This is a genomic window from Streptomyces bluensis, assembly GCF_014650715.1.
Taxonomy (GTDB): domain Bacteria; phylum Actinomycetota; class Actinomycetes; order Streptomycetales; family Streptomycetaceae; genus Streptomyces; species Streptomyces bluensis.
In genome coordinates, this window is record NZ_BMVM01000019.1 from 127,739 (window position 1) to 144,614 (window position 16,876).

Consider the following 16,876-nt stretch of genomic DNA (forward strand, 5'->3'; position numbering starts at 1 on the left):
AGCAGTACGGGCGCCACGGTCCACGGCGACCCGGCGAGGCGATCGGTGGGGCCCCATCCCGGCGCGACGATCATGAGCACCAGACGGGCGCCGCCAGCCAGAAGGAGAGCTCGAAGAGGAAACCGGTCACGACGTGAGGCCCTTCGCGGCGGGGGCGGCGCCTTCAGCGCGGGTCGCCGTGCGGGACGAGGGCGTCCCGGCCCACAGGGATGCGAGCGTCCCGAGCGTGACCGCCAGCAGGATCACGCCCGCCGCCCCCAGCGTCGCCGCGTCCGGGTGGACCAGCGGCTGACCTCGCAGCGCCTGCCAGAGAACCAGCACGAAGGCGGCGGCGTACGCCCCCGAGGCGAGCACCACCAGACGCAGCCGGACCCGCTCGTCGGCCAGGCGGGCGAAACGCGGTGCGAGGACGGTCAGCAGCATCACCAGCAGCGGCAGGAACTGCAGCGCGTGCATGCCGAAGAAGTGCGGGACCCGTAGATCGCCACCGGTCGTGGACCAGCCGGTCAGCGGCATACCGGGGCCGCCGTCCGGCACGCCCACGCTGTGCGCGCCGACCACCTTGGAGACACCGCGCCGCTGCCCCGGCGCGGGCCGGGTCATCAGGAAGCCGACAGCGGCTCCGGACAGCGCCAGGAGGATGCCGGAGCGCATCGCCCAGGCGGTCGCGCGGTCGGCGATCCGGGCGCGGAGCAGCAGCACGGCGACGACGAGCGTGCCGGCCCACAGGATGACGACCGTGACGGCCATCACATTGAACAGGGCCTCGTCGAAGGGCGTCTCGTGGTTGAAGTGGCTGCGCTTGCCGCGTACGGCCTGCCCGGTGATGACCGCCATCTCGACGACGCTCGCCAGCACGACGACGGTCCCCGCCCACCAGCCCACGCGCCGGCCCTTGGGGAGCAGCGACAGCATCCAGGCCAGGGAGAGGCAGTACGGCACGAACGAGACCGCGAACTTGAACGGCTTGGACCAGATCGGCGCGCCGACCAGCACCCGGTCGTCGACGACGAGCCCCACCGCGGACACGACGGCCATCACCGCCATCGCCGCCGAGAACAGCACCAGCGGCCGATGCCATGACCGCCAGGGCGCCGCGGACGACCACGACGGCGCGGGCATACGAGAGGACATGCGAGAAGACATGCGAGAGGACACACGAACGGAAGCCATGACTACCCCCACTTGTTGATCTGATAGATAGCGACACTATCCGCTATCCGATAGGGCCACTATCTATGATGGGTGGCGGGCCGGCAAGGGCCGGCCGGCGCGGCGAGCGGGGCGAGGACCGACGACCGACGACCGGGAACCGACGACCAAGGGCCAAGGGCCGAGGAGTGAGCCGGAAGTGCGCATTGGCGAGTTGAGCCGGAGGACCGGGGTATCGGTGCCGACGATCAAGTACTACGTCCGCGAGGGGCTGCTGCCTCCGGGCGAGCTGACCAGCCCCAACCAGGCGAGTTACGGCGAGGCGCACGAGCGCCGGCTGCGGCTGATCCGCGCCCTGCTCGATGTGGGCGGCCTGAAGGTGGCCGAGATCGCGGACGTACTGGCGGCCGTCGACGACCGGGAGCGCCCGCTGCACACAGTGCTCGGCGCCGCCGCGGACCGCCTCGGCGGCGCGGACGCCGAGGACGACGACGCCGAGGCGGCGGCCGCCCGAGCCGCAGTCGCCGACTTCCTCTCCCGGCGCGGCTGGGTGACATATGAGTCGAGCCCCGCCGCCGCGGACCTGGCCCGAGCCCTCGCCGCCATGGCCAGGCTGGGCCACGGAGCGTTCGTCGAGGTACTCGACGACTACGCCGACGCCGCCGAGCAGGTGGCCCGCACCGACCTGGCCTACGTGGACCGGCAGGTGGCGGTGGAGGACATGGTGGAGGGCGCGGTCATCGGGACCGTTCTGGGTGAGGCGGTGCTCAGCTCGCTGCGGCGGATGGCCCATGTCGACGCCTCGGCGCGGCGGTACGGCGCGGACGGACCGCGAGAACGGAAGCGGCCCCCGCACGGTCACGCAGCGCACCGGGAGTGAGGCAAATCGTTACCACAGGGGCAATGTGGCACATAGGCAGTGTTATATGGGGGTATGCATCATCGGATAGGGCGCTCGCGCTTCGGGTACCGGCTGCGCACAGTCGCCGGCCAGGTCTTCGCCCTCCAGGTCATCGTTGTGCTGATTCTCGCGGCCGCGGCGTTCTCCGCCCTGCTGCTTCAGTCCCAGGCCGACGCCGACAACGAGGCCCGCAACCGTTCACTGGCCGTCGCCGAGGCCGTCGCGGCCTCCCCCAACGTGCACCAGGCCCTGGCGGGCAAGCACCCGACCGCCCAGCTCCAGCAGCAGGCGGAACAAACCCGCAAACGCTCCGACGTGGACTTCGTCGTGGTGATGAGTCCCACCGGCGTCCGCTACACCCATCCGGACACCACCCAGATCGGCAAGCACTTCATCGGCAGCATCGCGGCCGCTCAGCAAGGCAGAACCGTCACCGAGACGTCGGTCGGGACACTGGGCCCGTCGGTCCGCACCGTGGTTCCCGTCACCGCACCCGACGGGAAGGTCATCGGGCTGGTCGGCGCGGGCATCGCCGTCAAGCGGGTGAGTCTGGCAGCCGAGCGGCAGGTGCCGCTCATCGTCGCGGCCACCGGGGTGGTGCTCGGGGCGGCCACCGCGGGGTCGGCACTGATCAGCAGGCGTCTGCTCCGTCAGACGCACGGTCTCGGCCCGGCGCAGATGACCCGCATGTACGAGCACCACGACGCGGTGCTCCACGCCGTACGGGAAGGTGTCCTCATCGTCGACGCCCAGGGGCACCTGCTCCTGGCCAACGACGAGGCACGGCGCCTGCTCCGCCTGGGGGCGGACGGGGAGGGACGGCCCGTCACGGAGCTGGGGCTCGAACCGGAAGCCGAACAGCTGCTCGTCTCGGGCCGAGCGATCACAGACGAGGTGATCAAGGTCGGCGACCGCCTGCTGGCCGTCAGCCGACGCCCCATGGCCCAGCGGCCCGGCCTGGGAGGCTGGGTCGCCACGCTGCGCGACACCACCGAGCTCAGCGCGCTGATGGGCCGGGTGGAGGTGGTCCAGGAACGGCTCAACCTGCTGTACGACGCCGGCCTGCGCATCGGCACCACCCTCGACGTGACCCACACGGCTCAGGAACTGGCCGAGTTCGCCGTGCCCAGATTCGCCGACTACGTCACCGTCGACATGGCGGACGCCGTACTGCGCGGCGAGGAACCGAGCCGGCCGAGTGCGAAGGAACTACGCCGCGTCGCCCTGCACGGCATCCGCGAGGACGCCCCGCTCGACCCGCCCGGTGAGCCCGTGCATTTCGCCCCCTCCACGCCACAGGCCTCCAGCCTCAGTTCCGGGAAAGTGGTGCTGGAAGCCGACATGGCGGCCTTCTCCGGCTGGCAGGAACAGAATCCGGAAGCGGCACACAGGCTGGTGGACTACGGCCTCCACTCCATGATCGCTGTTCCGTTGCGGGCCCGCGGGGGCATGCTCGGCGTGGCGACCTTCTGGCGTTCGCGGTCCGCACCCTTCACCCAGGAAGAGGTCTCGCTCGCGGAAGAGCTCGTCGCCCGCGCGGCGGTCAGCATCGACAACGCCCGTCGCTTCACCCGGGAACGCACCATGGCCGTCACGTTGCAGCGCAGCCTGCTGCCGCACGAGCTCCCCCAGCAGAGCGCGGTCGACGTGGCCCACCGCTACCTTCCGGCGGAGGCGGGCCTCGGCGGTGTCGGCGGCGACTGGTTCGACGTCATTCCGCTGCCCGGCGCCCGCGTCGCCATCGTGGTGGGCGACGTCGTGGGGCACGGACTGCACGCCGCCGCCAGCATGGGGCAACTGCGCACCGCCGTCCACAACCTCTCCACGCTCGACCTGCCGCCCGACGAACTCCTCTGGCATCTGGACGAGCTCGTCACCCGCATCGACCAGGACCGCGACGGCGAAGCACCGATGCTCACGGGCGCCACCTGCCTCTACGCGATCTACGACCCGGTCTCCCGTCTGTGCACCATGGCCAGGGCGGGCCATCTGGAACCGATCATCGTGCACCCGGACGGCGACGCGGAGCTGCCCGGAGTGCCGGTCGGCCCTCCGCTGGGGCTGGGCGGACTGCCCTACGAGAAGACCGAGATACTCCTGCCCGAGGGCAGCAGCATCGTGCTCTTCACCGACGGCCTGGTGGAGGACCGGCAGCATGACATCGACGAGGGCATCGAGCGCCTGCGCAACGTCGTCGCGCACGCCGGACGAACCCCGGACCAGATGTGCCAGGCGGCGATCGACGCCATGCTGCCCGCGGCGCCACACGACGACGTGGCCCTGATCGTCGCCGGCACCCGGCTGCTCGACGGCGACCGCACCGCGTCCTGGGACGTACCCGCCGACCCCTCGGCCGTCGCCGGTGTCCGTGCCGCCGCCGCTCAGCTCCTCCAGGACTGGGGCATGGAGGAGGAGGCGTTCACGCTGGAGCTGGTCCTCAGCGAGCTGGTCACCAACGCCATCCGGCACGCGAGCGGCCCCATCAAGGTGCGCCTGATCCGCGACCGCAGCCTCATCTGCGAAGTCTCCGACGGCAGCAGCGTGTCCCCGCACCTGCGCCGCGCCACCACCATGGACGAAGGCGGCCGCGGCCTCTTCCTGGTGGCCCAGTTCGCCGACCGCTGGGGCACCCGCTACACCTCCGGCGGAAAGGTCATCTGGACCGAACAGCAGCTTCCCGAGGAGAAATGAATCCACCCCTCCCTGAAGGGGGGATTCCTGGCTCAGGCTGCCTCCTGGAGCAGCGCTCCAGGAGGTCTTCCGCCATCAGCACCAGCCGGGTCGAGACCAGCCCCGTCACTCGGCCAGGTGCTTGCCGAAGAACTCGGTGAGCTTGGCGACGGCAGGGGTGACGTATTCGTCCTTGTCGTACAGGTCGATGTGCGTGGCACCGTCGATGACGACCAGTTCCTTGGGCTCGGCCGCCTGCTCGATCGCTTCTCGGCTGAAGTAGGCGCTCTCCGCTTCCGAACCGGCGATCATCAGCAGGGGGCGAGGTGAGATGAGCCGGATCATCGCGTACGAGTCGTACTGGGCGAGCTGGTCGACGCTGCGCAGTACCCATCCCCGGACCGCGCGGGGGTGGTAGCCACGCGGGGTGCGGTAGAACTCGAACGTCTCCCGAAACTGCCTGGTTTCGGTCTCCAGCAGTTCCTTGGCGTTGTCCGGAATCCATGCCACCAGCTGCGGGGCCGCGCCGCGTGCCTCCTCGGTGCGCGCCGCACCGGCCTGGTCGAGCAGGGCCTGAAGGATCGCCGGGTCCTGTGTGCGGCCCAGTCCCTCACGGAACACTGACCCGAGGTCCACGGCGCTGACCGTCGCCACGCTCTTGATGCGGTGGTCGGTCTGAGCGGCGTAGGGGACGTAACCGCCGGACGCGCAGATACCCAGGGCTCCGATACGGTCCGGATCGATGTCGTCACGGGTGGTCAGGTAGGTCACGGCGGACTTGATGTCCTCGGCGCGCTGGAAGGGGTTCTCCATGCCGCGCGGCTCGCCCTCGCTCTCGCCCTGGTACGCGGCGTCGAAGACGAGCGCGGCGAATCCGGCGCGGGCCAGGCGCTTGGCGTAGATGCTCGGGCTCTGCTCCTTCACGCCGCCTCCCGGATGGGAGATAACGATGGCCGGCAGCCGGCCGTCGACGTAGTCGTCGGGGGTGAAGAGAATCCCGGCGAGGGCGAGATCGTTGCTGGGGAAGGTGACGCCGGTCTTCACGGTCTGTGTCTCCTGGTGCAGGTGGGGAAGTGCTGTGATCGCGATGGCGCGGATTCCTCCGGCAGGACCTCCGGCGGGACCTTTGTCCCCGGGGCGGTCCATCCGCCGGCCACGTCACCGACACTCGCACGCGGTACGTGGACGCGTAAGGGGCTTCTTCTGTCCCCGGACACCGCGGTCCTGGGACACGGCAGGCCCACTGTCACAGGCCCGGCCGGCTGTAAGACTTGTACCTATGAGCAGCAGCAACGGCCACGACAGCGAACTGGGCGCCTTCCTGAAGGCACGGCGCACAGAGCTGAGCCCGGCCGAAGTGGGGCTGCCTGATTCGGCCGGCAGGCGCAGGGTCAAGGGCTTGCGCCGCGAGGAGGTGGCCTTGCTGGCGTCGATCAGCCCCGACTACTACACGCGCCTGGAGCAGGGCCGCCGCCAGGCTTCCGAACCGGTGCTGGACACCCTCGCGCGTGTCCTCCGGCTCGATGACGGTGAGCGTGCCTACATGTTCGAACTGTCCGGTCGGGACGCCGCCCGGCCGCGTCGGCGCACCACGCAGAAGGTCCAGCCGCAGCTGCGGCGCCTCCTGGACGACCTCTCCACCACGCCGGCCGTCGTCCTGGGTCGCCGCACGGACATCCTCGCCTGGAATGCCATGGCGGCCGCCCTGTTCACCGACTTCGCGCGGATACCGGAGAAGAAGCGCAACTTCGTGCGGCTGGTCTTCTGCGAACCGGCCATCAGAGCGCTGTACCCGGACTGGGAGTGGGTAGCGCAGATGACCCTGGCGCAGCTGCGCATGGAGGCCGCCCGCGATCCGAAAGATCCGCGGCTGGCCGAACTGGTGGGCGAGCTGTCGCTTCAGGACCCCGACTTCCGGCGCTGGTGGGGCGCCCACCGCGTCGCCACGCAGGGATCGGGCACGAAAACGCTGAACCATCCGGTTGTCGGCCCGCTCACCCTCGACTGGTCCTTCCTCACCTCCACCGACGACCCCGACCAACAGCTCATCACCCTGACCGCCGAGCCCGGCACACCCAGCCACGACCGTCTGCGCATCCTCGCCTCATGGGCCGCGCAAACCGCCGACCACCCGATTTCGGACCGTTAGAGACTCGCCTTGCGTGCCGCGCCAGAATGCTCCTGCTGGCAGATCTGATCCCGTCACCGGGAGGCACTCGCCAATGAATCCGACGCCCAGCCCCGCCGACCCCGACGCCTGGAACGCCTACCTTGCCGAGGGCAACGCACAGCAGGCCCGCAAGCGCGTGGCGGCGGACATGCTGCTCCGGGACTCGTCGGGGCGAGTGCTGTTGGGTGAATCCGGCCTACAAGCCCGGTGGGGATCTTCCCGGCGGTACGGCCGAGGCGAACGAGCCGCCGGAGGAGACGGTGGTGCGGGAGCAGCGGGAGGGCCGCGGCGGACCGGATGCGGCGGCGGCTGACGGAGGCGGTGCGGGCACTGCGGGAGGGGCGGACGGTGTATCCGCACGACGGGCAGGCGCTCCCGTACTAGTCCGTTGCAGTACTAGGGCGCGTCTCTTTGCACGAAGGCTGGCTCCCCGGCCAGTGAGCCCAAACCGACCCGACCCGGCCCCGGCCGACCACCGGGCTCGAAGAACGGGTCACGACACCTACGACCACCGATGCGCCTCGCGCCGGGCAAAATGAGCGGCATGGTCAACGAGGGGAACATCGGCTTCACGCTGCTGCGGGGGGCGACAGGCTTCTTCCGGCCGAAGGACGGCCCGCTCCCAAAGACTGACCTGCGGGCGTTCCGCGCCGCCCTGTATGCCGCCGCCCGCGTCGTCGGAGGCGAAGTGGGCGAGGTGGAGGAGCAGGCATACCCCCGGACCTTCCACACCGCAACGATCGTCACACGCGCGGGCGAGAACATCGTCCTGTGTCACGCTCATCACCCCTGGATCGCCTTCGCCCAGACGCGACGGGACTGGTACGGAGAGGAGTTCCTCGTCCCGCCGCCGTGGGCTCACGTCTTCACCAACGCGGGCTTCGTGGTCCTTGGTTTTGAACAACTCGCCACACCACTCTCCAACGTGGACACCTCAGTGCTCACACGGGGCGAGTGGCGTGAGGTGCGCTTCTACGGCATCACCACGTTGGGCGGAGTGCTCTTCAACGCGTGGGACTGACATCCACACAGGAGGCCGCGATCGACGCCGGACCATGAACAACAAGCTTAGGGCCTGTTGTGAAATTCGATCGTCTGTCAGACCGGCCTGGGATGCTCCGACCATGGAGATGACAGTGCAGCTGACGATCGACTGCTCCGATCCGCAGAGAATGGTGACGTTCTGGGCCGAGGCCCTGGGCTATGTGCCTGAGCCTCCGCCGGACGGGCACGCCACGTGGCGTGCTTACTGGGCGGCGGTGGGGGTGCCCGAGGCAGAGTTGCAGGCCGGTGCCGGGGATGTTCCGGAGTCGATCATCGATCCTGCGGGACGTGGACCGAGGGTGTGGTTCCAGCAGGTTCCGGAGCCGAAGGTCGCCAAGAACCGGTGGCACTTCGACCTGAAGGTCGGTGGGGGCCGTGACGTCCCGCTGGACGTCCGCATACAGCGGGTCAAGGCTACGGTGGAACGGCTGGTCAAAGCTGGTGCCACCGTGCTGCGGATCAAGGATGAGCCGGACATGGGTTTCTACGCCGCCGCCATGCAGGACCCCGAGGGCAACGAATTCGACGTCGTCTGAGGGTCGTTGCGACGGTGCTCGGTCGTTTCCCCAACGATTCCCACTCACCCGGGCAACCCGAACAAGCAACCCGAACAAGCCCTGTCACACACCTTGTTGGGGCGGGACTCCCGTACATAGCATCTCCCGGCAAGACAAGATTTGAATCGTTTCAAGTCATGTTTCAAGCACGGTTTCGTTGTCCGCGGCGACACAGCGAGCGAGGGACGCATGGGCCAGTTCTGGAACCGGAGACTCTTTCTTAAAGGCACGACGGCGGGCGCGGGTGCCGGGTTCACCGCACTGTCCGCCGGCCCGGCGGCGGCCGCCGCGGAAACGCCGGCACGGGGTCCGCGCGACGATCACGACGATCGCGCCGGAGCACTCCGTATCGAGCGCACCACCGTGGAGCACGCCGAGCGGGTCCTCGGTACCGACGTCGAGCGCCCCCGCCTCGGCTGGGAGCTGTCCGCTCCGGGGCACGGCGCCCGGCAGAGCGCGTACCGGATTCAGGTCGCCCTCACGCCCGGGGAGCTGACGGACGGCACCGGGGCGGCGGCCAAGCCGGTCTGGGACTCGGGGAAGGTGGCGTCCGACCGCAGCGTGGGCGTCCCCTACGAGGGGCCCGCACTGCGTCCCCGTACCCGCTACCACTGGCGCGTACGGGTCTGGGACGGCGCCGGGCGGCCCTCGCCCTGGAGCGAGGTCCGCTGGTGGGAGACAACGTTGTCGGACGCCCAGTGGCAGGCCCGTTGGATCGGCGCCGACGCGCCCCCGGCCCCGCCCTCCCTCTCCGGCGCCTCGTGGGTCTGGTCGCCGGACGCCACGTCCTCCGACGCCCCCGTGGGGCCGCGCTGGTTCCGGGCGGGGCTGCGTCTGCCGGACGGCACCCGGGTGCGGCGGGCCACCGTCGTCGCCACCGCCGACGACGACTTCACCCTCCATCTGGACGGCCGGGAGGTGCTTCAGGCTCCGGAGCAGCAGGACGGCTGGCGCACCGGCCGTGCCGCCGACGTCACCGCTGTCGTGGAAGCCGCCCGCGCCGCCGGCCGCCCCCTGGTACTCGCCGCCCGTGCCACCAACCGCTCCGGCCCCTCCGTGAACCCCGCCGGTCTGCTGGTCCGGCTGCTCGTCGAGACGGAGGACAGCGGACAGGGCGAGGGCAGCGGCCCGTACGAGCTGGTCACCGGCCCCGGCTGGCGGGTCTCCGCGGCCGAGCCCCCGGACGGCTGGCAGCGCCCGGAGTTCGACGACGCGGCCTGGGACCGGGCCACCGTGCTCGCCCCGTACGGGCAGGGGCCCTGGGGCAGCGGCGTGAGCGTCGCCGTGCCGGAGCAGCCCGCGCCGCTGCTGCGCCGCGCCTTCACCGTGCGGCGGCAGGTCTCCCGGGCCCGCCTCTACGTCAGCGGACTCGCCTACTACGAGGCGGAGATCAACGGCCGCAGGGTCGGCCGGCAGGTGCTCGACCCCGGGTTCACGGACTACGACGAGACGGTGCTGTACGCCGTACACGACGTCACCGAGCTGATCCGGCGCGGCGAGAACGCCATCGGTGTCACCCTCGGCCGCGGCTTATTCGGCATGATCACCCCCAACGTCTGGAACTGGCACCGCCCGCCGTGGCACGGCGAGCCCCGGCTGCTGGCCCAGTTGGAGATCGACCACCCGGACGGCTCCCGCACCACCGTCGTCTCGGACGGCGAGTGGCGGATCACCGAGGGCCCGACCCTGTCCAACTCCCTCTACGCGGGCGAGACATACGACGCGCGCCGCGCGCCGCACGGCTGGACCGGCCCCGGCTTCGACGACAGCGGCTGGCAGACGGCGGGCGTGCGGGAGGCACCCCGGGGCACGCTCAGGGCGCAGCCGCACGAGCCGATCGAGATCATCGAGACGGTACGGCCGACGGAGATCTCCGAGCTGCGCCCCGGGGTGTACGTGGTGGACATGGGCCGCACCATGGCGGGCTGGACCCGCCTCACCGTCGGCGGCGCCGACGGGGGCACGGTCGTCCGTCTCGTCCACGGCGAGAGGCTGAAGCCCGACGGAAGTGTCCTCGCCGAGACCGGCCATGTCCCGGGCCGCTTCCAGACCGACGAATACGTCTGCGCGGGCGGCGCGCGTGAGGTCTGGGAGCCGAAGTTCTCGTACAAGGGTTTCCGGTACGTCGAGGTCCACGGCCTGCCCGGTCGCCCGTCCCCGGAGCAGGTGCTGGGGCGGCTGGTGCACACCCGGGTCGAGGAGGTCAGCGAGTTCCGCTGCTCGGAGCCGTTCTACGAATGGCTGGACCGTGCCATGCGCCGCACGGTCCTGAACAACCTGCACGGCATCCCGACCGACACCCCCATGTACGAGAAGAACGGCTGGACCGGCGACGCCCAGCTGGGCACGCCGACGATGGCGTACGCCTTCGGGATGCACCGCTTCCTGTCCAAGTGGCTGGGCGATCTGGCGGACAGCCAGTCCGGCGAGGGGCAGTTGCCGGTGATCGTGCCGAGCGGCGGCTGGGGCTACCAGGAGCTGGCCCCCGCTCCCGAGTGGACGACCGTGTACCCGTTCGTCGTGCGTGAGCTGTACCGGGTGTACGGGGACGAGCGCGCCGCCCGCGAGCACTGGTCGACGCTGACCCGGTACCTGGACTGGGAGCTCGGCCGGCTGCGGGACGGGCTGGCCGTCACGGCGCTCGGCGACTGGCTGCCGCCCGGCTACGGCGGCGGCATACCTCCGGAGGACACCCGGCTGACCGCGACCGCCTACCTCCACCGGGCGCTGCTGCACACCGCCGAACTGGGCGAACTGCTGGGTGAGGGTGCGGTCGTGAAGCGGTACCGGGAGGCGGCCGAGAACCTGAAGAACGCGTTGAACGAGGCGTTCCTCAGCCCGGAGGGCCACTACCGCACGGCGAAGGACCCCGGCTACCGGCAGACGTCCAACGCGATCCCCCTGGCCTTCGGCCTGGTGCCGTCCGGCGCCCGCGCCTCCGTCCTGGACAGCCTGGTGGCGGACATCGAGGAGCGCGGCAACCACCTCAACACCGGCTGTCTGGGCACGAGCGTGCTGCTGCAGGTGCTGTGCGCCCACGACCGCCCGGACGTGGCGCACGCCGTCGCGACGCAGCGCACCTATCCGAGCTGGGGGTACTGGCACGCGAACGGCGCCGACACCATGTGGGAGATGTGGGAGCTGGACTCCCGCTCCCGCGACCACTACTTCATGGGCACGGTCGCGCAGTGGCTGTACGAGAACGTGGCCGGGCTGCGCCCCGGGGACGCCGGCTACCGCACCTTCTCGGTACGGCCCGATGCCCGTACGGGAGTGAACTGGGCCCGTACGTCGATCCGTACGGTGCGCGGCGAGGCCGCCGTGTCCTGGTCGCGGCTGGACCGGGAGCTGCGGCTGTCGGTACGGGTGCCGGTGGGCTCGACGGCCGAGGTGCACGTACCGGGCACGACGCGCGCCCGGGTGAAGGCGCCCGAGGGCGCGGAGTTCCTGCGCAGCGACCCCGCGTTCGTGGTCTTCCGTGTCGGGCACGGGAAGTGGGACTTCACAGGGCCTGCGTGACCGACCCGGCGAGAGGGCAGCGCCCCGCGGGCGGTGCCCTCTGCCGGATGCGGTTCTGCGTTGTACGGCTCGCCCTCCCCGCGGGTGACGGCGGTCAGACCGCGAGCTCTATGCCGTGTCTGTTAATTCGGTCGTCTGGTCAGCGGGCTACCCAGTCCGGCGCCCACGCGTCGTGCGGGGTTCGCCGGCCTGCACTGCACAGATGGTCGCGTAGCGCGGTCAGCACAGGGTGCTGGTCTCCGCTGCGGAACAGCAGCACGTGCGGGTAGACCGGGGTCGGGTCGTGCAACGGGATACGCCGTAGGCCGTGGGTCTGGGGCCACAGATACCGGTCCCCGCTGCCGACGAGGGTGGCCAGCGAGGCCGAGTCGGCCAGAGCGTCCATCAGTGCCTCGTCACCGAAGTTGGGGCCGAGCGCGTCGATGCTCAGGCCGAAGGTCTCGGACAGTGATTGGTAGAACGCTGCCCACTCCGTGCTCGGCCTGATCCCGGGGATCCAGATGCGGTGACCGCCCAGGTCCGCAGGACTGACCCAGGGCACGTCAGCCAGCGGGTGGCCGGGTCCGACGAGGAGCTCCAGGGGGTACGTCCAGAAGTCGTTCGGCGCTGATCCCGGCCGGGACCTGGTCTGCTGTCAGGGCACGGAAGGACGCGTCGACGGTGCCTTCGAGCAGCGCCTGGACGGCCTGGGCGGCGTTCTCCTTGCTCAGCGTGACCGCGTCCAGGTCCGTCTCGGGGTGGGAGCGGTAAAACCGGTAGACGGCCTGGGCCGGGGAGATGCGCCGATTGAGGACATCGACGCGCAAGGGACGGCTTCCGGGGCGCACGGCCTGCTCGGCCTGCTCGATGGCCGCCAGGACTTGGCGTGCGGCAAGAAGACCTGCCCGTCCAGGCTCAGTCGGGAGCCTCGGGACGTCCGCACCAGGAGCGTGACCTCGATGTGCCTTTCCAGGGCCGCAACAGCGTTCGCCCACCTGCACTGGTTCCGTCGCCTGCGGATCCGCTGGGAGATCCGCGACGACATCCACGAAGCTTTCCTCGCCCTTGGATGCGCACTCATCTGTTGGCGACGCATGAAGTCGTTGCGTAGGAGTTCTTACGCCGGTCGTCTGCGGAGTGTTATGCCGCCTGTGCAGGTTTCCTGAGCACCTCGACCAGTGCTGAAATGCTGTGGTCACGGTGGCCTGCGGCGATGGCGCGGTTGAGGATGTCGAGGATCGGGGCTTGCCAGGAGATATCGATGCGTTCCTGCTGGCCGTAGTGGCGCTGCTCGACGAGAGCCTCCTCGAAGATGCCGACGGTGGCACCGATGGGACCGGTGTAGTCGCCAGTGTCGATTTGCTTGGCCAGGTGCGGAAGGGCGGAGGTAATCATCTCCAGCCACTTGGTGGTGTAGCGCACCAGCGTGTCGGCTCGCAGGCCACGGGCGGTGACGTAGGTGGCCCCCTGGAAGAAGGCGAGTAAGGATGGCAGCAGAACGCCGCCCACGGCCATCTCGTACAGGGCGGCCAGGTCGGGCTCCTCACCCAGGTGGACCGTGTCGCCACCCAGTACGCGCAGAGCCGTCTCGTGTTCGTCGAAGACGGCCTTGTCGCCGCTGTAGTAGAGCAGTGTGTCCGGCTTGCCTACGGCCATGGGCACGTTCTTGATCGCTCCGTCGAGGAATCGGGCTCCGTGTTGGCTTGCCCAGTTGGCCATGCGGCGGGCACCGTCCGGGGTTCCGGTGTTGAGAGTGACCAGGGTACGCTCGGCCAGTTCGGCGCCAGCCTGCTCCAGCGTGTCGATCGTGGCGTCGTAAGTGGACAGGCAGACGACCACAAATGGGCTGGCGGCCACCGCTTCCCGCACGGTCTGCGTGACGACCGCTCCCTTGCTGACCAGGGGTTCGGCCTTGCTCGTGGTCCGGTTCCACACGGTCGTGGGATAGCCGGCGTCAATGAACGCCCCGGCCAGCGCCGCACCCATCGAACCCAGTCCGATGACGGTTACCGGTGTGTGGTCGTGATGGGGCATGTTCGCACTCCAGTTCATGGTTGAAGGTCCTCAGTCCTCATGGAGGTGAGCGCGCCGATCCACGGTGCTTCGTTTCTTCTCAGCAGCGCCGAGGGTCATGCTGTAGCGCCGCGAAACTTCCTGCAAGTACCTACAATTTTGTTCAGTACTGACATTTTTGTTAGTGGAGGTGCAGTGAAGAGGAAGACGTTCACGTGCGGGCTCGACGCCGCCATCGCTGTCATGGGCGGCAAGTGGAAGGCGCTGATCCTGTGGGAGTTGAGCCAGGGACCCCTGAGGTTCGGCGAGCTGAAGCGGTCGGTGCCGGGGATCAGCGAGAGGATGTTGATCCTGCAGTTGAGGGAGATGCAGACCACTGGCTTGGTAGCCCGTGAGGTCTATCACCAGGTTCCGCCGAAGGTGGAGTACTCGCTCACCGATTTCGGTCACTCGCTGATCTCTGTTCTCATACCGCTGGGCAAGTGGGGCGAAGAGCACATGGAACACATCGAAGCGACAACCAGTGCCTGAGTGTCTCACCGTGCTCGGCGTCGTTCCCCCGGTACTGAGAAAACGCGGCCGACCTCGGTATTGCCTGGACGTGGCGCGAGGTGAACGCGCGCCTTCTCACCCCTGGGTCCGCACTCATCTGCCGGTGACGCCTGGAGTCATTTCGTTAGGGGTTCTTAGGGCCTGTCTGATGGGTCATACGGCCAAGTCGAACGGGTCTGGCCCCGGTTGCTGATGCCCAGCCGGGAGTGGACAGTGCCGCTCGTGGATCGCTTCAGGGGCACAGGGCGTCCTTCCCTTACGCACCGGTAGTAGCTACGCACTTTTTTGTGCGTACTTGTGAGATGTCAGTGCCGCGCCGAAGGTGAACGGAAGGCATCATCTGATCACGCGAGCACGCCATCGGGAGCACTTGTGGACAACACAGCGGCAGTCACAGTCATCGGTCTCGGCGAGATGGGACGGGCGCTGGCGGACGCCCTGATTGTCTCGGGGCACCCCACGACCGTATGGAACCGCAGCGCCACCAAGGCCGATGACCTGGTGGCTCGCGGTGCTGTGCGAGCCGCGACGGTCGAGGCAGCGGTCCTCGCCAGCCCGCTGACACTCGTCTGCCTGCTGGACTATGACGTCACAGACGCGATCCTTCGGCCCGCTGCCGACGCTCTGCGCGGCCGAACTCTCGTCAACCTCACCAACGGCACGCCGATCCAGGCGCGCGAGACGGAGGTGGGCAGTGGGCCATGGTGCGGCCTACCTGGACGGCGGGATCATGGCGATTCCGTCGACGGTCGCAACGTCGCAGGCGTTCGTCCTCTACAGCGGTCAGAAGGCGCACTTCGACGCGCACAAGGAGACCTTGGAGGCATTGGGGGCAGCCAAGTACCTCGGCGCCGACGCGGGCATGGCCGCGCTGTATGACCTGGCGCTGCTGAGCGCGATGAACGTGATGTTCGATGGCTTCTTCCACTCGGTCGCCATGGCCACCTCGCACGCGGAAGGCAACGCGGCTGGTTTCACGGAGCTCCTTGTGCCCTGGCTGACGAATATGACCCAAGTGATGCCTGTGTTCGCCGCCGACGTGGACTCGGACGCGAAGCCAGTACTTGCTCAGGGTCTCGATGTGGTGCTCGCCAGTGTGCGCAATATGGCACAGGCGTCCCGGGACGCGGGAGTGCGCGCCGACTACTTCGAGCGCTCAGCCGCGATGCTGGAGAAGCAGCTCGCCGAGGGGCTGACCGCCTACACCGCTCCCGGGGTCGTTCAAAGCCTCAGAACTTCCAACTGAGTGAATCTTCGAACGTTCCGGGGCACCTGCCGGGTCTACGAGCGGAGCCATAGGCGACAGCAACGGTGACGGTGCCGTGAAAGACGTGCGCCCGCTTGTCAAAGCGCATGGCCACCGCCCGGGACATCTTCAGACGGTTGATCAGCCGCTCAACTTCATTGCGGCGAGCATTGCGGTACGCGTCGAAGCCGGTGGGTCTGCCGACGGCGCAGGTAACGGCGGTTACGGCGCGATGAGTAGGCTTTGTCGCCGCTCAGGCGGCCGGCCCCGGACGGGACGCCGGCGGGCGCCGCCGCTACGGTGCGGACGACCTACCCGCGTGGCGACGATCCTCATCTTGAAGGAGGCTGGCCTTAGTCCGGCCGGTGAGCCAGTGATCGAGGCCGTGGGACCAACCTCATGAGACGGCACAGCTAGGGCCCCCGGCGGACCCTTCGTCGTGTCCGCGGGATTTCCTTGTACCTCAACTACCCAAACGTGATGAGGCCTGTAGGTCGCAGGCACACACGGAAGGCTCCTCAAAGAAGTGGCCCCGCCTCAAGATCGCGTGAGGCGGGGGCCGACGTGTGTGACGGGGATTGTAGGTGTCAGCTGATCTCGTCAGCGCGGACGCAAGCGCCGGTCACGAACGCGGCGAACTGGTCAGGCGCGAAGAGGAGCGCGGGGCCCTCGGGGTTCTTCGAGTCCCGGACCGCTATCCGGCCGAGGGACGGCCGGACATCTGCGACCTCGACGCACGTGGACTGGTCAGAGCCGCTGTAGGACGACTTGAACCAGGCAACTCCTGGCAGGGTGACAGCGTGGACCACGGCCGTTTCAGGCATGTGACGTTCCCTTCATGTACTTCTTGATGACATCGCGTGAGTCGTCTGTAGGCAAGGCCGTTTCACAGACAGCGTCGAACACTTCCGTGAAGGCGTTCACGTCCTCCGGCTCATCAAGGAAAACCCCGCCCCGGGTGTGGTCGACCATTGCCAGAGAGGGCCAGGGGCGCCGGAAGTCCATGATCGTCATATTGCTGGTCAGGCCCGGATGAAGGGGTGCGTCCAGTGGCATGACATGCAGGGCGATGT

The 16,876-nt window shown here is 68.9% G+C and carries 13 protein-coding genes and 4 pseudogenes; 10 read left to right on the top strand and 7 right to left on the bottom strand.

Going from position 1 to position 16,876, the window contains the following annotated elements:
* Window positions 1-126 precede the first annotated feature (126 nt).
* Window positions 127-1,047 carry a hypothetical protein gene (locus IE262_RS33165; protein ID WP_189878978.1) on the bottom strand — a complete coding sequence of 307 codons (921 nt, stop codon included), beginning with the start codon at window positions 1,045-1,047 and terminating at the stop codon, window positions 127-129.
* Window positions 1,048-1,351: 304 nt separating this feature from the next.
* Here IE262_RS33165 and IE262_RS33170 point away from each other — a divergent pair, with 304 nt between their 5' ends.
* Window positions 1,352-2,032, top strand: coding sequence for a MerR family transcriptional regulator (locus IE262_RS33170; protein WP_189878941.1), 681 nt, complete (start codon window positions 1,352-1,354; stop codon window positions 2,030-2,032).
* 54 nt (window positions 2,033-2,086) lie between these two features.
* Window positions 2,087-4,744, top strand: coding sequence for a SpoIIE family protein phosphatase (locus tag IE262_RS33175; protein WP_189878943.1), 2,658 nt, complete (start codon window positions 2,087-2,089; stop codon window positions 4,742-4,744).
* A 105-nt stretch (window positions 4,745-4,849) separates the two neighbouring features.
* Here the strand turns inward: IE262_RS33175 and IE262_RS33180 are convergent, their stop codons facing one another.
* Window positions 4,850-5,767, bottom strand: coding sequence for an alpha/beta hydrolase (locus IE262_RS33180; RefSeq protein WP_189878945.1), 918 nt, complete (start codon window positions 5,765-5,767; stop codon window positions 4,850-4,852).
* A 235-nt stretch (window positions 5,768-6,002) separates the two neighbouring features.
* Here IE262_RS33180 and IE262_RS33185 point away from each other — a divergent pair, with 235 nt between their 5' ends.
* The 5 genes and pseudogenes from IE262_RS33185 to IE262_RS33200 all read left to right on the top strand — a co-directional run bounded on the left by IE262_RS33185 (window position 6,003) and on the right by IE262_RS33200 (window position 12,013).
* Window positions 6,003-6,872: a helix-turn-helix domain-containing protein gene (locus IE262_RS33185; protein ID WP_134034224.1), complete on the top strand. Its 870-nt coding sequence runs from the start codon at window positions 6,003-6,005 to the stop codon at window positions 6,870-6,872.
* Between the two features lie 73 nt (window positions 6,873-6,945).
* Window positions 6,946-7,183 (top strand): annotated as a pseudogene (locus IE262_RS39885) (NUDIX domain-containing protein); the annotation flags it as partial.
* A 254-nt stretch (window positions 7,184-7,437) separates the two neighbouring features.
* The gene (locus IE262_RS33190) at window positions 7,438-7,914 is read left to right on the top strand and encodes a hypothetical protein (RefSeq protein ID WP_229877729.1); all 477 of its coding nucleotides are present in this window, start codon (window positions 7,438-7,440) and stop codon (window positions 7,912-7,914) included.
* A 103-nt stretch (window positions 7,915-8,017) separates the two neighbouring features.
* Entirely contained in the window at window positions 8,018-8,473 is a 456-nt protein-coding gene (locus IE262_RS33195; RefSeq protein ID WP_134034221.1) for a VOC family protein, read from the top strand.
* A gap of 210 nt (window positions 8,474-8,683) precedes the next feature.
* Complete coding sequence (locus IE262_RS33200) at window positions 8,684-12,013, top strand: family 78 glycoside hydrolase catalytic domain (protein ID WP_189878947.1); 3,330 nt, start codon at window positions 8,684-8,686, stop codon at window positions 12,011-12,013.
* Between the two features lie 139 nt (window positions 12,014-12,152).
* On the opposite strand, the pseudogene IE262_RS33205 reads toward IE262_RS33200, so the two are convergent.
* Together IE262_RS33205 and IE262_RS33215 are read right to left on the bottom strand one after the other, a co-directional pair.
* Window positions 12,153-13,037: pseudogene (locus tag IE262_RS33205) on the bottom strand (LysR family transcriptional regulator).
* A 95-nt stretch (window positions 13,038-13,132) separates the two neighbouring features.
* Window positions 13,133-14,026 carry an NAD(P)-dependent oxidoreductase gene (locus tag IE262_RS33215; RefSeq protein ID WP_189878949.1) on the bottom strand — a complete coding sequence of 298 codons (894 nt, stop codon included), beginning with the start codon at window positions 14,024-14,026 and terminating at the stop codon, window positions 13,133-13,135.
* Between the two features lie 222 nt (window positions 14,027-14,248).
* On the opposite strand from IE262_RS33215, the gene IE262_RS33220 reads away from it, so the two are divergent.
* The 3 genes and pseudogenes from IE262_RS33220 (at window position 14,249) to IE262_RS39890 (ending at window position 15,803) form a co-directional block, all read left to right on the top strand.
* Window positions 14,249-14,536 (top strand): winged helix-turn-helix transcriptional regulator, encoded by a 288-nt coding sequence (locus IE262_RS33220; RefSeq protein WP_189878982.1) that lies wholly within the window; start codon window positions 14,249-14,251, stop codon window positions 14,534-14,536.
* Between the two features lie 393 nt (window positions 14,537-14,929).
* Window positions 14,930-15,226: pseudogene (locus tag IE262_RS40640) on the top strand (NAD(P)-binding domain-containing protein); the annotation flags it as partial.
* 25 nt (window positions 15,227-15,251) lie between these two features.
* The gene (locus IE262_RS39890; RefSeq protein ID WP_229877731.1) at window positions 15,252-15,803 is read left to right on the top strand and encodes an imine reductase family protein; all 552 of its coding nucleotides are present in this window, start codon (window positions 15,252-15,254) and stop codon (window positions 15,801-15,803) included.
* Here the strand turns inward: IE262_RS39890 and IE262_RS33230 are convergent.
* The 3 genes and pseudogenes from IE262_RS33230 to IE262_RS33240 all read right to left on the bottom strand — a co-directional run.
* Window positions 15,787-16,060: pseudogene (locus IE262_RS33230) on the bottom strand (hypothetical protein); the annotation flags it as partial. The gene IE262_RS39890 and the pseudogene IE262_RS33230 sit on opposite strands and share 17 nt — an antisense overlap.
* A gap of 330 nt (window positions 16,061-16,390) precedes the next feature.
* Window positions 16,391-16,627 carry a DUF397 domain-containing protein gene (locus tag IE262_RS33235; protein ID WP_189878953.1) on the bottom strand — a complete coding sequence of 79 codons (237 nt, stop codon included), beginning with the start codon at window positions 16,625-16,627 and terminating at the stop codon, window positions 16,391-16,393.
* A partial coding sequence (locus IE262_RS33240; protein WP_229877733.1) for a Scr1 family TA system antitoxin-like transcriptional regulator occupies window positions 16,620-16,876 on the bottom strand: 257 nt, incomplete at its 5' end. The genes IE262_RS33240 and IE262_RS33235, both read right to left, overlap by 8 nt.